Below are 13,134 nucleotides of genomic sequence, written 5' to 3'. Positions count from 1 at the left end.
TGTCGGCCCATCACATTAACGGTTCGGCGCAGCGCCCACAGGGGAAGCTCAGCGGGCCGGCGCAATCTCGAACACGAACTCGTGGTCGCACACCCGCACACGGTCGCCGCTGGTGAGCGTGGCGGTACCACGGATGCGGTGCCCGGCCACCTCGACGCCGTTGGCCGATCGTAGGTCGGTGATGACGTAGCTGGTGCCGGTGTCGATGATGACCGCGTGGTGGCGGCTGACGCTGAGGTCGTCGAGCACGATGTCGTTGTCGGGCAGCCGGCCGATCCGCGTCGCGGCCGACAGCAGCGGATACACCCGCCCGGAGGCAGCCCGCATCTGCGCGGGTGCGGACTGCGCGCCGGTCGCGGTGCGGATGTCGATGTCGATCTTGTGCACGGCCGTGGTGCGGGCGGCCCGGCGGGTGTTGATGGGTTCCTGGCGCAGGATACGTTCGGACAGCGCGCGCACCGTGGGGCCCGGGTCGATACCGAGATCCTCGGCCAGCGTGCTGCGCAGCCGCTGATAGGCGTCCAGTGCGTCGGATTGCCGCTCGCTGACGTAGTACGCGGTGATCAGCTGTGTCCACAGCGGTTCACGGTAGGGGTGCTCGGCCACCAGTGATTCCAGTGTTCCGATCACGGCATGGCCTCGGTTGCAGGCGATTTCGGCCTCGGCGTGCGCGGTGTGAGCGACAACCTTGTCCTCGATGAGCGCGGTGGCGAACGGGCCGACGAACTCGAAATCGCGGAGGTCATCGAGCACCGGTCCGCGCCACTGCGCCAGCGCCTCGGACAGGTGAGTGCTGGCCTGCTCGAACTGGCTGGCCGCGGCAGCCTGCACGCCGGCGTTCTTGGCCGCCACGAAACGTCCGAGGTCGCATCCGTCGTCGGTGACGGTCAGCCGGTAACCCGGCGGCGCGCTGGCCAGGATCATCCGGCCGTCCGAACCGCCGCCGCTGATCAGCTTGCGCAGGTTGGAGATGTAGGAATGCAGGCTGGCCTTGGGCTCCGGCGGTGGGAACTGTTCCCAGGCCGCGCCGACCAGTGCGTCACTGCTGATCGGGCGGTTGCGGCTCATCACCAGCATGGCCAGCACCGCGCGTTGCTTCGGCGTACCCAGCGCTACCGGCGATCCGTTCACGCTGAGCTGCAGCGGGCCGAGCACCCCGAAGTCGACGCCGCTCATGACTCACTATTGTGCCCGGATCCCCGCGAACCGTGCCCGCAAAGTGGTAGAACGTGTTCTAGTTTTGTGTGGAAGGGCGGGTTATGGCATTGCGGGTTGTGCAGTGGGCCACGGGTGGTGTCGGCGTCGCCGCCATCAAGGGTGTGCTTGAGCACCCTGACCTGGAACTGATCGGTTGTTGGGTGCATTCGCAGGCCAAGCACGGACGTGACGTGGGCGAACTCATCGGTGGCGAACCGCTCGGGATCACCGCGACCAGCAGTGTGGAGGAGATCCTGGCACTGGACGCGGACGCCGTCATCTATGCGCCGCTGATGCCCAACGCCGACGAGGTGGCCGCGCTACTGCGGTCGGGAAAGAACGTCGTCACCCCGGTCGGCTGGGTCTATCCGAGCGAGAAACAGGCCGCACCGCTGCGGGCGGCCGGTCTCTCCGGTGGCGCGACGCTGCACGGCACCGGGATCGCCCCCGGCGGCATCAGTGAGAAGTTCCCGCTGCTGTTCTCGGTGATGTCCACCGGCGTGACCTTTGTGCGGGCCGAGGAATTCTCCGACCTGCGCACTTATGACGCACCCGATGTGGTGCGCCATGTCATGGGGTTCGGCGACACCCCCGACAAGGCGCTGTCCGGCCCCATGCAGAAGCTGCTCGACGGCGGATTCATCCAAGCCGTGCGGATGTGCGTCGACGAATTCGGATTCAACGCCGACCCGAAAATCGTTGCTCGCCAAGAGATCGCCGTGGCCACGGCGCCGATCGATTCCCCGATCGGGGTCATCGAACCCGGGCAGGTCGCGGCCCGCAAGTTTCACTGGGAAGCCGTGGTCGGCGACCAGGTGGTGGTGCGGGTGACGGTCAACTGGCTGATGGGCGAGGAGAACCTGGCTCCGGCATGGGATTTCGGGCCCGAAGGGCAGCGCTACGAGATGGAAGTGCGCGGCAACCCCGATTTCACGGTCTCCATCAAGGGTTTCCAGGGTGAGGTCGGGGAGGACGGTCCTGAGCCTGGCGTCGTGGCGACCGCCGCGCACTGTGTCAACTCCATACCGGCGGTGTGTGCCGCACCGCCCGGGGTCGCGACCTACCTGGATCTGCCGCTGTTCAGCGCAAAGGCCGCACCCGAGCTGAGATAGTCAGGGCTGTACCAGAATCCGGATCGGGTCGCCGTCGGCGCGCTCCAGCTTCTCGATGCCGGCGGCCACATCTTCCAGCGACACGATCTCGCTGATGGACCGGCTGACGTCGAGGCGTCCCAGTGACAGCAGGTTGGCCAGCGTCGCGATGTCGGCATTCTGGTAGCCCAGATGGCCCAAAACCTGTTTGCGGGTCAGGTTGAACAACGAGGTCGGCCCGATGCTCGGTGCGTCGGCGCTCATGCCCACCCCCACCAGCCGCCCGCCCATCGTCAGACTGGCCAGCGCCTGGTCGAAAGTGGAACCGAGACCGACTGCGTCGAAGGCGATGTCGAGGCCGCGGCCCCCGGTGAGTGCGGCGATCTTCTCGCCCAGGGCCTCATCGCGGGCGTCAAAGGCGTAGTCCGCGCCCAGCGCGAGTGCCCGGTCCAGCACGGCCGGTTTGATATCGACGGCGATGATGGGCGCCGCCCCGACCAGTCGCGCCAACTGCACGATGTGGGTCCCGACCCCGCCGACACCCCACACACCCACCGACTCGCCGATGCCCACCTTCCCGGTGCGCACCACGGCGCCGTACGGTGTCGATACCGCGTCGGCCAGGATCGCCGCCTGTTCCAGCGGCACATTGTCGGGCACCCGGGTCAGCCCGAAGGCCTGCGCGACGGTGTACTGCGCCCAGGCGCCGTCATAGGCGAAGGCCATCAGCCGGATCCGCAGGCAGTTGCCGAAGTCTCCGCGGGCGCAGTTGGGGCAGCTTTGACACGGCCGGCCGGCAGCCACCACCACCCGGTCGCCCTCGGCCCAGCCCGTCACACCGGGGCCGAGTTCAGCGATGGTGCCGGATGCCTCGTGGCCCTGGGTGACCACCGGCAGCTGGGACGGGAAGGTGCCGTTGATGAGGCTGAGGTCCGAGTGGCAGATACCGCAGAACGCCACCTTCACCAGGACTTCCCCCGGACCCGGCTTCGGAATCGGAACATCCTCGACCACAATGGTTTTCGTATCAGTGTAGAACCGTTGGGCGCGCATCGTCTGAGTCTGGGTACTCATCTTGCTCCCGTCGCTAGTATGGCCATCATGGCGCAACCTCTGGTGGTCGAGCAATCACGGGCGATTCCGCTCGCGCCCGCGGACCTGTTCGCGGGCATGGTGCCGATGCCGCTGCCCCAGCTGTTCCGTCGCTGGTACGGGCCGATCCCGCCGATCAAGGACACCCGCGATCAGACCGGGGACTGGGATGCCGTCGGGCAGAGCCGCACCGTGGTGCTCACCGGTGGCGGCAGCATGCGGGAGGAGCTGACCTCCTACGATGCGCCGCGGTCGTTCGGGTACACGCTCACCCAGGTGACGGGCCCGCTGGCGCCGCTGGTCGGGCACGTCGAAGGGATGTGGATCTTCGACCCGATCGGCACCGGCACCAAACTGACCTGGCGGTGGACCATCCATCCGCGCTCGGCGCTGACGGCGGTGGCGCTGCCGGTGTTCGGCCGGTTGTGGAAGGGCTACGCCCGGCAGTCGCTGGAGGCACTGTCGGATCAGCTGGTGCGCTGACCGGTGGCACGCGCGCTGATCCTCGCCGGTGGCGGGCTGGCGGGTATCGCTTGGGAGACAGGTGTACTGACCGGGATCGCCGACGAGTCACCGCAGACCGCCGACGCGCTGCTGAATTCCGATGTGCTGCTGGGTACCTCGGCCGGATCGGCAGTGTCGGCCCAGCTCGGCAGTGGCACATCCCTGGCCGAGCTGTACGCGCGCCAGATCGCCGAAGAATCCCACGAGATCGACTCCGGGGTCACCATCGACGACCTCACCGAGGTATTTGTCAGCGCGCTGGGCGAGGCCGGCAGCACCCTGGAGCGGTTGCGTCGCATCGGCGGCATCGCGCTGGCCGCCGACACCGTCCCCGAGCAGGTCCGCCGCGAGGTCATCGCGCACCGGTTGCCATCGCACGACTGGCCGCACCGGGATCTGCGTATCACCGCCATCGACACCGCGACAGGTGAACTGGTGGTCTTCACCCGCAATTCCGGCGTCGCGCTGGTCGACGCCGTCGCCGCCAGTTGCGCGGTGCCCGGCGCCTGGCCGACGGTCACCATCGGGGCCCGCAATTTCATGGACGGCGGCGTGGGCAGCGCGGTCAACATGACCGTCGCCGCCGACTGCGCCGCGGCGGTGGTGCTGGTGCCCGCCGGTGCGAACGCACCGTCCCCGTTCGGCGACGGTGCCGGAGCCGAGATCGCCGCCTTTCCCGGCGCGACGTTCACGGTGTTCGCCGATGACGATGCGCTTGTCGCGTTCGGGAACAACCCGCTGGATCCGCGGTGCCGCCGGCCGGCCGCGATCGCCGGACGTGCGCAGGGCCGTCGGGTGGCCACCGCCGTCGGGGCGTTTCTGGCCGGCTAGCAGCTAGCCCAGCGCGTCCAGGGCGGCCGCGGCCAACTCCTGGCCGATCTCGATGACCTCCTCGGCGCGGTGGTACTCCAGGCTGCGGCAGGCGTTGCGCGGCACCTCGATCAGCAGATCGGGTGGGTAGGTGGCCAGCGTGTGCCGGGCCAGCGCCGACTGGGCGATATCGATGGTGCGATTCATGATCTCGAAGCTGCCCAGCCGGGGTAGCTCCGGGATCCCGCTGTCACTCAACGCCTCGGCGGTGTCGGCTCCGTCTTCCAGGGAGCTGCTGAACCGGCTGAGCACCGACTTGGCGGCCGGGCTGTCCATCACCCGCTGCGCCGTGGACGTGTCCAGCAGAGCCGTTGTGCTACGCCACATCCGGCCCAACCACTCGGTGGTCACCCGGGGTTCGGGTTCGCTCAGCCGAACCGCCGGATCGCCCCCGGACAGGCTCACCGCGATGGTCATGTCGGCGTTGACCGCCGAGAGCGGCGCCATCGGCAGCGGATCCAGGATGCCGCCGTCAGCCAACAGCCGTCCGTCGAGCACGTGCGGTGTGAAGATGCCCGGGATCGCGATCGACGCCCGGATCGCGTCATCGAGCGGACCGCGCTGCAGCCACACCGACTTCCCGGCAATCAGGTCGGTGGCTACCGACGTGTACGGGATGGGCAGCGATTCGATGGTGACATCGCCGAGGATGTCGCGCACCGCGTCGAGGATCTTCTCGGCCCGCAACACCCCCGGCGACGTCAACGACGGATCCAGCAAGCGCAACACCGCCCGTTGTGTCAATGACCCCGCCCACTGCGCGAATTCGTCGAGTTTGCCGGCGGCGTGCAATCCGCCGACAAGGGCGCCCATCGAGGACCCAGCGACGCCGACGATGTCGTAGCCACGCTCGGTCAGTTCGTTGATGACCCCAATGTGCGCGTAGCCGCGCGCACCTCCGCTGCCCAGCGCCAGCGCAATTCGCATGGCTCCATTGTGGTGCACCCGCCGGCGGCCATCGACATCACTGTGGCGGTTCGGCTCGCCGTGATTCGAATGTCAGCCGCACTCCTCGTTGGCGGCGGCATTGGCGGCCATGATGACCGCGGCCTGCTGCCCCGGTGTCAGCTCGGACCACGCCATGTTGAAGCTGCCCGGACCGGGCGCGCCGGGGGTCTGCACCGTCTGCAGGTAGGCCTCGACCGTGCCGTTCTGTGCGTCGAACCAGGCCCGAGCGGCAAGACAGGCCTGGCCATAGCCGGATTCGGTGGCATCGGCCGGGGCGCCGACACCCGTCGTGACACCGCCCGGTGACACCTGGACGGCGCCGTCGGGCACCTGCGCCTCCGGCGACGGCGCGGCCTCCGAGGTCGTGGGGCTCGGTGCGGAGGTGTCGCCGGCCGGCTCCTCGGTGCTCGGCGAGCACCCGCTCAGGAGGGCTGCGGCGGCTGCGGTCACGAGGATCGGGTGGCGGCGCATACCGCCAATCTATGCAACACTCGCGGCCATGACGGACGGGACCACGATTCGGGGCTGTTGTCGGGCTGCGTGAGCGCCGACCACCCGTCCGTTTTCGTTTTCTGGAGTTCCCCTATGGTTGCCCCACTGCTGGCCCCCACCCTTTCGCCCGCCGTCTCGGCGCCGACCCGGCTCCGCGTACCCGATCTGTTGCAGGCCACCGACCGCTGCGCCGACGACGTGCTGTCCGGACGCTACGACCGACTGCTCGCCGGTGCCCGGCTGCCCACCGACGAGCGTTGGTACAACCGGCTCTACGGCGATGACGAGCTCGACATCTGGTTGATCAGCTGGGTGCCGGACAAGTCGACCGAACTGCACGACCATGGCGGCTCGCTGGGCGCGCTGACAGTGGTCTCCGGTGCGTTGCAGGAAACCCGCTGGGACGGTCACGGTCTGCGCAGCCGCAAGTTGAGGGCCGGTGATCAGGCGGGGTTCCCGCTGGGCTGGGTGCACGATGTGGTGTGGGCGGCCCCGGCGGGCTGGGGGCACCTCCCGCTTGCGGGGGAGAGCGTAGCGACCGTGGGATCGGCACTGCCCACCCCGGCCCCGGTGACGCTCAGCGTGCACGCCTACTCGCCGCCGCTGACGGCCATGTCCTACTACGGTGTGACCGAGCGGAACGCATTGCGTCGCAGCCGTACCGAGCTCACCGACGCTCCGGAGGGATAGTCGTATGCCCAGTCGTATCGACGCGGTGCTCGACGCCGCCCGCGCCCGGTTGCAGCGGATCGAGGCAGTCGACGTACCTGCCGCGGTGCAACGCGGGGCGCTGCTGGTCGACATCCGGCCGGGATGGCAGCGGGCCGCCGAAGGCGACGTCCCGGGCGCACTGGTGATCGAACGCAATCATCTGGAGTGGCGCTGCGATCCCACCAGCGACGCCCGCATCCCCGAGGCCATCGACGATGACGTCGAATGGATCGTGCTGTGCTCGGAGGGCTACACGTCCAGCCTCGCCGCCGCCGCCCTGCAGGACCTCGGTCTGCGCAAGGCCACCGATGTCATCGGCGGCTATCACGCACTCAAAGCTGCCTCACTCGTCGGAACGTAGCGTCGGGCGCAGCCGCTCGGTCTTCTCCGGCGTCCAGCCCGGGGGCTGCAGGATCGCCGCCCACGCATTGGCGACATCGCGCACGTAGACGTGACCGTGTCCGTCGGGGACGTCGACGGCGACCGCCATGTCGGCGGACACCTGCAGAAAAGTCACCACCGGGATCCACTCCATCCGCGGTGACACGTCGTACCCGCGCGGCTCGCGCAGCCAATCCGGTTTGGCGAACAGCAGATCGGGGTTCCACCACGCGATCGGATCCGAGGCGTGTTGCAGATACACCACCCGCGGTTGTCCCCACGGATCGTCCGGGCGGCCGAGATCTTTCGAAGCGACGGCCGAGAACCGGACGTTCTCGCCCTTGTCGAATATGGGCAGCCACTGCGGGGAACCCTCATCGCGGTTGATCGTCAGGTTCGTCCAGATCGTGTTCTTGAACGTGGGCCCGGAGAACAGCGCCCCGTCGGTGCGCGCGATGAGATTGTTCAACGCCAGGAACGGTGTCTCGCCGCCGAACGAGCCCAGACTCTCGCCGAACACCACCAGCTTCGGGCGACCGGCCTCGGGCAGTTCACGCACCAGGGCGTCGACCGCCTCGAACAACGCCTGACCGGCCTGCCGGGCGTTCTCCTGGTCGACCAGGAAGGAGATCCAGCTGGGCAGGAACGAATACTGCATCGAGACGATCGCGGTATCGCCGTTGTACATGTACTCCAGCGAGGAGGCCTCGGCCTCGTTGATCCAGCCGGTACCCGTGGTGGTGGCGACGGCGATCACATCGCGTTCGAGCCCGCCGGTGCGCTGGAGCTCCCGGGCGGCCAGCGCGGCGGTGGCCTTGATGCCGTCGGCGGAGTTCAACCCGGCATAGGCACGGATCGGTTCGGTGGCGGGGGAGCCGTTGAATTCGGTGAGCTCGGCCACCGACGGTCCGCCGGCCACGAAGTTGCGGCCCTGATGCCCCAGCGACTCCCAGCTCACCAGAGACTGCGGCCCGCCGGAACGCAAAGCGGTTGTGGGAGCGGGATTGTCGGGATCATCCTCGTTGTTGACGTTCTCGAACGTGCTGTTGATGGTGCTCATCGCGAAACGGACCACGATGCCGTTGAGCAAGGCGATCGTGAGTGCGAGGACCAGCGCCACCGCGATCACACCGGACACCCTCGGGGGTGCGACCCGTTCCAGCTGGCGCACCAGGTACCGGACCAATCTGCCTACCAGCTGGCCGATCTCGACGAACACGAACAGGAACACGATGGCCAGCACCGCGGTCAACGGATGGTCCCAGAAGGCCAGCCTGGGAACCCCCATCAGATCGCGGATATCGTCCTGCCAGACGTGGAAGTAGACGATCGCCGCGATCTGCCCGATGACGCCGACCACGAGCAGGACCAGCCAGGCCCACTTCGGCGGCGCCGGGGTGGCCTCCCGCGACAGCATGTACCGGAACAGCCAGACGCCGAAAACCCCGAGGCCGTAGCCGATACCGCCGGCCGCGCCGCTCACCAGCCCCTGGAACAGCGGCCCGCGCGGCAGCAGCGACGGGGTCAGCGACAGCCAGATGAACACCAAACCGACAGCGGTGCCGGTGAAGGTGTAATGCCTGGTCCACCAATCGCGTCTGGCGGGCGCTTCGGTGGCTTCCGGTTCAGCGGCGGCGACATTCACCGCTCGACTTTAGCGATGGGTGAAGTTCGCCGCGCGCTTCTCGGTGAACGCGGCCATGCCTTCCTTCTGGTCCTCGGTCGCGAAGGCCGAGTGGAAGATCCGCCGCTCGTAGAGCAGCCCCTCGGCCAGCGTCGACTCGAAGGCGCGGTTGACGGCCTCCTTGGCCATCCGCGCCGCCGACAGCGACATCCCGGCGATCGTTGCGGCGGTGGCGTTCGCCTCGTCGAGCAGGGTGTCCGCCGGGACCACCCGGGAGACCAGGCCGCTGCGCTCGGCCTCGGCGGCGTCGATGGTGCGGCCGGTGAGAATCAGGTCCATCGCCTTGGCCTTACCGATGGCTCGGGTCAGTCGCTGGCTGCCACCCATACCGGGCAGCACGCCCAGTTTGATCTCGGGCTGGCCGAATTTCGCGGTGTCCGCGGCGATCAGCAGATCGCACATCATCGCCAGCTCGCATCCGCCGCCGAGGGCGTACCCGGCGACCGCGGCGATGGTGGGGGTGCGGGTGGCGGCGAACGTGCCCCAGTGCGCGAAGAAATCCTGGCTGTACACATCCGCGAAGGACAGGTCGGCCATCTCCTTGATATCGGCGCCGGCGGCGAACGCCTTCTCGCTGCCGGTCAGGATGATGGCGCCGATGCCGGGGTCGGCGTCGAGTTCTGCTGCGGCAGCGGTGACCTCGTGCATCACCTGGCTGTTGAGCGCGTTGAGCGCCTTGGGCCGGTTCAGCGTGATTGTGGCCACCCGGCCGTCGCGGGTCACCAGAATGGTCTCGTAGCTCATGGCGGCACTCCTCAGAACGTCAGATCGGGATGGGCGGAGGCGAAATAGGCGTCGATGGCGGCTTCGTCGACGAGTTCGAGCGTGGCCGGCGACCACTGGGGGTTGCGGTCCTTGTCGACCAACTGCGCGCGGATACCCTCGACGAAATCGTGCGACTTCGCCGAGGCGACCGACACCCGGAACTCCTGCTGCAGAACCTCTTCCAGGGAGTGCAGGTGGGCCGCGCGGCGCACCGCGGTGAGCGTGACGGACAGCGCGATGGGTGAGCGGGTGCCGATCAGGTGGGCGGCGGCGTCGGCCGCTTCGGTTTCCTGGCGGCGCAGGTCGTCGACGATGTCGGCGACGGTGTCCCTGGCATAGCAGGTGTCGATCCACTCGCGCTGCGCGAGCAGCTCGCTGGCCGGCGGCTCCTCGGCGTAGGAGTTCAACGCGTCCTCGTGTCCGTCGGCGACGACGGCCTCGGCGAAGTCGGCAAGCCGCTCGTGCGGGACGAAGTGGTCGGCGAAGCCGAGGGCGATGGCGTCCGCACCGGAGAACGGGGCTCCGGTCAACGCGGCGTGCACGCCGAGCAGGCCAGGGGTGCGCGAGAGCAGGTAGGTACCGCCGACATCGGGGATGAAGCCGATGCCGACCTCGGGCATGCCCATCTTCGTCTTGTCGGTGACCACCCGGACGTTGCCGTGCGCCGCGACGCCGACGCCGCCACCCATGACGATGCCGTCCATCAGTGCGATGTAGGGCTTCCGGTAGCGGCCGATGTGGGCGTTGAGCCGGTACTCGTCCCACCAGAACTTGCGTGCGTAGGAGCCGTCGCCCTTGGCGCTGTGATAGAGCGCGACGACGTCTCCGCCGGCGCACAGGCCGCGCTCGCCCGCGCCGGTGAGGAGCACCGAGCGCACCGAGGCGTCGTTCTCCCAGGTCGTCAGGGCCTTCTGCAGACCGTCGACCATCACGTCGTTGAGCGAGTTGATCGCCTTCGGACGGTTCAGTGTGACGACCCCGACACCGTTGCGGACACTTACTAGGATGTCCTCGTTTTCTGCCACGTTTGCAATCTAGTTCGTAGCCTCCGTGTGACACACGACGGGTAGGGTTTGCACCGATCAACCTGGACGTTTCCTGAGAACATTCTCAGTCGTGACCGGCTGGGCATGGGAACCTGATCGGACCGTTGATCGTTGAACGTGTGTTCGTCAATCGAACCACCAGTACTCAGGAGAGGACCTACGGTGCGCGAAAGCAGCAACCCGGTATTCCGATCACTGCCCAAGGGGCAGGGCGGATACGCGCAGTTCGGTACCGGAGCCGCAAGCTTCGGTGCGCAGCAGGTGCAGGCGGAGCCCTACGCGACGCAGTACCCGGATCAGCAGCAGGCCGGCGTTTCCCGGCCGATGACCATCGACGACGTCGTCACGAAGACGGGCATCACCCTCGCGGTGGTGACGGCTCTCGGCGTTCTGTCCTACTTCATGGTGTCCATGAGCCCCGGCCTGATGATGCCGTTCGTGCTCGTCGGCGGTCTCGGTGGCTTCGCGCTGATCATGATCGCGACCTTCGGTCGCAAGCAGGACAACCCGGCCATCGTGCTGAGCTACGCGGCGTTGGAGGGCGTGTTCCTCGGTGCCGCCTCGTTCCTCTTCGCGAACCTGGTCTCGACCGGTGGCCCGGGGATGATCGCGCAGGCCATCTTCGGCACCGTCGGCGTCTTCGTCGGCATGCTGGTGGTCTACCGGACCGGAGCCATCCGGGTCACCCCCAAGTTCACCCGGATGATGGTGGCGGCGCTCTTCGGCGTCGTGGCCATCGCACTGCTCAACATGGTGCTGGCGCTCTTCGGTGTCGGCGGCGGCGAGGGCTTCGGCCTGCGCAGCGGCGGCCCGCTGGCGATCATCTTCTCGCTGGTCTGCATCGGTCTTGCGGCGTTCATGTTCCTGATCGACTTCGACTCGGCTGACCAGATGATCCGCGCCGGTGCTCCGGAGAAGGCCGCCTGGGGCGTCGCCCTCGGGCTGACGGTCACCCTGGTGTGGCTGTACCTGGAGATCCTGCGCCTGCTGAGCTACTTCAACAACGACTAGTACGTCGGCGAGAGAAAGGGCGTCCACCACGTGGGCGCCCTTTTTCATGCGCGGATATGGTCTTGACTCTGCGGTGGTGGCGCGGCCCACCCGCACTTTTGCGCCGTGGACGCAAAGTCAAGCCAACGGCGCGCAGCTAGGGCACCCGGGGCGATACCCGGCTCGCCGCCTCGACGGCATTGGCGCGGGCCACGTCCACATCGGCGTCGTAGGCCAGCGCCACACCCATCCGGCGCTTCACGAAGCTCTCCGGCTTTCCGAACAGCCGAATATCGGTGTGCGGCACAGCCAGCGCGGCCTCGACCCCGTCGAAGACGACACCCTCGGCGTCGACCCCGCCGTAGATCACCGCGCTGGCACCCGGTGACTTCAGCGTGGTGTCGACCGGCAGGCCGAGGATCGCCCGCGCATGCAGCTCGAACTCGTTCTGCCACTGCGTCACCATCGTCACCATGCCGGTGTCATGCGGCCGCGGGCTGACCTCGCTGAACCACACCTGGTCGCCCTTGACGAACAGCTCGACACCGAAAATGCCCTGCCCGCCCAGATTCTCGGTCACCTTGCCGGCGATCTGCTGGGCGCGCTGCAGTGCGGTGTCCGACATCGGATGCGGTTGCCAGCTCTCCACGTAGTCGCCGCTGACCTGCTTGTGCCCGATCGGCTCGCAGAACTGTGTTTCTATTGCGGCGGACGCGCCGACACTCCGCACCGTCAGCAGCGTGATCTCGTAGTCGAAGTCGATGAACCCCTCGACGATGATCCGGGTATTGCTCACCCGGCTGCCCGACATCGCGTACTCCCAGGCAGCCGCGACATCGTCGGGTCCGTCGATCTTGGATTGGCCCTTGCCCGAACTGCTCATCACCGGCTTCACCACACACGGATAGCCGATGCCGCCATCGATGGCTTCCTGCAACTCCGACAGCGAATCGCAGAAGCGATACGGGCTGGTGGACACACCGAGTGTTTCGGCCGCCAAGCGCCGGATGCCCTCCCGGTCCATGGTCAGGCGGGCCGCCCGCGCGGTCGGGATCACCCGGACCGCACCGGCGTCCTCGAGGGCCTCCAGCACCGGCGTCGCGATCGCCTCGATCTCGGGCACCACCAGATCGGGCTTCTCGGCCTCGATCAGCGCCCGCAACGCCTCCGGATCGGTCATCGCGATGGTGCGCGCGTGGTGCGCGACCTGATGCCCCGGTGCGTCCGGGTACCGGTCCACCGCGATGGTCTCCACGCCCAGGCGCTGCAGCGCGATCAGGACCTCACGGCCGAGTTCACCGGAGCCGAGCAGCATCACCCGGGTGGCGTGCGGCGACAGAGGGGTTCCGAGGGTGGTCATCGG

Annotated in this window: 14 protein-coding genes; 6 read left to right on the top strand and 8 right to left on the bottom strand. The window is 67.9% G+C overall.

Annotated features, from left to right (window positions below; all coding sequences use genetic code 11):
• Positions 1–48 precede the first annotated feature (48 nt).
• The gene (locus C6A86_RS22200) at positions 49–1,176 is read right to left on the bottom strand and encodes a BTAD domain-containing putative transcriptional regulator (protein ID WP_105363191.1); all 1,128 of its coding nucleotides are present in this window, start codon (positions 1,174–1,176) and stop codon (positions 49–51) included.
• 83 nt (positions 1,177–1,259) lie between these two features.
• Here C6A86_RS22200 and C6A86_RS22195 point away from each other — a divergent pair, with 83 nt between their 5' ends.
• Positions 1,260–2,309, top strand: a complete 1,050-nt coding sequence (locus tag C6A86_RS22195) for a dihydrodipicolinate reductase (RefSeq protein ID WP_105363192.1) — start codon at positions 1,260–1,262, stop codon at positions 2,307–2,309.
• Here C6A86_RS22195 and C6A86_RS22190 read toward each other — a convergent pair whose 3' ends face one another.
• Positions 2,310–3,362 carry a zinc-binding dehydrogenase gene (locus C6A86_RS22190; protein ID WP_105363193.1) on the bottom strand — a complete coding sequence of 351 codons (1,053 nt, stop codon included), beginning with the start codon at positions 3,360–3,362 and terminating at the stop codon, positions 2,310–2,312.
• 27 nt (positions 3,363–3,389) lie between these two features.
• On the opposite strand from C6A86_RS22190, the gene C6A86_RS22185 reads away from it, so the two are divergent.
• Positions 3,390–3,863: an SRPBCC family protein gene (locus tag C6A86_RS22185; protein ID WP_105363203.1), complete on the top strand. Its 474-nt coding sequence runs from the start codon at positions 3,390–3,392 to the stop codon at positions 3,861–3,863.
• Positions 3,864–3,866: 3 nt separating this feature from the next.
• Complete coding sequence (locus C6A86_RS22180; RefSeq protein WP_105363194.1) at positions 3,867–4,715, top strand: patatin-like phospholipase family protein; 849 nt, start codon at positions 3,867–3,869, stop codon at positions 4,713–4,715.
• A 3-nt stretch (positions 4,716–4,718) separates the two neighbouring features.
• On the opposite strand, the gene C6A86_RS22175 is transcribed toward C6A86_RS22180, so the two are convergent.
• Positions 4,719–5,681, bottom strand: a complete 963-nt coding sequence (locus C6A86_RS22175; RefSeq protein WP_105363195.1) for a patatin-like phospholipase family protein — start codon at positions 5,679–5,681, stop codon at positions 4,719–4,721.
• A gap of 72 nt (positions 5,682–5,753) precedes the next feature.
• Complete coding sequence (lpqV, locus tag C6A86_RS22170) at positions 5,754–6,173, bottom strand: lipoprotein LpqV (protein WP_105363196.1); 420 nt, start codon at positions 6,171–6,173, stop codon at positions 5,754–5,756.
• Between the two features lie 114 nt (positions 6,174–6,287).
• On the opposite strand from lpqV, the gene C6A86_RS22165 reads away from it, so the two are divergent.
• Entirely contained in the window at positions 6,288–6,884 is a 597-nt protein-coding gene (locus C6A86_RS22165) for a cysteine dioxygenase (RefSeq protein WP_105363197.1), read from the top strand.
• Positions 6,885–6,888: 4 nt separating this feature from the next.
• Positions 6,889–7,266, top strand: a complete 378-nt coding sequence (locus C6A86_RS22160; RefSeq protein ID WP_105363198.1) for a rhodanese-like domain-containing protein — start codon at positions 6,889–6,891, stop codon at positions 7,264–7,266.
• Here the strand turns inward: C6A86_RS22160 and C6A86_RS22155 are convergent.
• From C6A86_RS22155 to C6A86_RS22145, 3 genes are read right to left on the bottom strand one after another with little or no spacing between them, the layout of a single operon-like run.
• Positions 7,249–8,931: an alpha/beta-hydrolase family protein gene (locus C6A86_RS22155; protein ID WP_105363199.1), complete on the bottom strand. Its 1,683-nt coding sequence runs from the start codon at positions 8,929–8,931 to the stop codon at positions 7,249–7,251. The genes C6A86_RS22160 and C6A86_RS22155 overlap by 18 nt on opposite strands.
• A 9-nt stretch (positions 8,932–8,940) precedes the next feature.
• Entirely contained in the window at positions 8,941–9,714 is a 774-nt protein-coding gene (locus C6A86_RS22150) for an enoyl-CoA hydratase (RefSeq protein WP_105363200.1), read from the bottom strand.
• 11 nt (positions 9,715–9,725) lie between these two features.
• Complete coding sequence (locus C6A86_RS22145; protein WP_311100867.1) at positions 9,726–10,760, bottom strand: enoyl-CoA hydratase/isomerase family protein; 1,035 nt, start codon at positions 10,758–10,760, stop codon at positions 9,726–9,728.
• A gap of 183 nt (positions 10,761–10,943) precedes the next feature.
• Between C6A86_RS22145 and C6A86_RS22140 the strand changes: the two genes are divergently transcribed.
• Complete coding sequence (locus C6A86_RS22140) at positions 10,944–11,792, top strand: Bax inhibitor-1/YccA family protein (RefSeq protein WP_105361484.1); 849 nt, start codon at positions 10,944–10,946, stop codon at positions 11,790–11,792.
• Between the two features lie 136 nt (positions 11,793–11,928).
• On the opposite strand, the gene purT is transcribed toward C6A86_RS22140, so the two are convergent.
• On the bottom strand, positions 11,929–13,131 hold the full coding sequence (gene purT, locus C6A86_RS22135; protein ID WP_105361485.1) for a formate-dependent phosphoribosylglycinamide formyltransferase: 1,203 nt from the start codon (positions 13,129–13,131) through the stop codon (positions 11,929–11,931).
• Positions 13,132–13,134 lie beyond the last annotated feature (3 nt).

This window comes from Mycobacterium sp. ITM-2016-00316 (assembly GCF_002968335.2).
Classification (GTDB): Bacteria; Actinomycetota; Actinomycetes; order Mycobacteriales; family Mycobacteriaceae; genus Mycobacterium.
This window is presented reverse-complemented; position numbering and strand designations above follow the sequence as displayed.

Coding starts and splice junctions, on each gene's coding strand:
- C6A86_RS22200 (WP_105363191.1), bottom strand. CDS start 1,176: ATGAGCGGCGTCGACTTCGGGGTGCTCGGCCCGCTGCAGCTCAGCGTG.
- C6A86_RS22195 (WP_105363192.1), top strand. CDS start 1,260: ATGGCATTGCGGGTTGTGCAGTGGGCCACGGGTGGTGTCGGCGTCGCC.
- C6A86_RS22190 (WP_105363193.1), bottom strand. CDS start 3,362: ATGAGTACCCAGACTCAGACGATGCGCGCCCAACGGTTCTACACTGAT.
- C6A86_RS22185 (WP_105363203.1), top strand. CDS start 3,390: ATGGCGCAACCTCTGGTGGTCGAGCAATCACGGGCGATTCCGCTCGCG.
- C6A86_RS22175 (WP_105363195.1), bottom strand. CDS start 5,681: ATGCGAATTGCGCTGGCGCTGGGCAGCGGAGGTGCGCGCGGCTACGCG.
- lpqV (WP_105363196.1), bottom strand. CDS start 6,173: ATGCGCCGCCACCCGATCCTCGTGACCGCAGCCGCCGCAGCCCTCCTG.
- C6A86_RS22165 (WP_105363197.1), top strand. CDS start 6,288: ATGGTTGCCCCACTGCTGGCCCCCACCCTTTCGCCCGCCGTCTCGGCG.
- C6A86_RS22160 (WP_105363198.1), top strand. CDS start 6,889: ATGCCCAGTCGTATCGACGCGGTGCTCGACGCCGCCCGCGCCCGGTTG.
- C6A86_RS22150 (WP_105363200.1), bottom strand. CDS start 9,714: ATGAGCTACGAGACCATTCTGGTGACCCGCGACGGCCGGGTGGCCACA.
- purT (WP_105361485.1), bottom strand. CDS start 13,131: ATGACCACCCTCGGAACCCCTCTGTCGCCGCACGCCACCCGGGTGATG.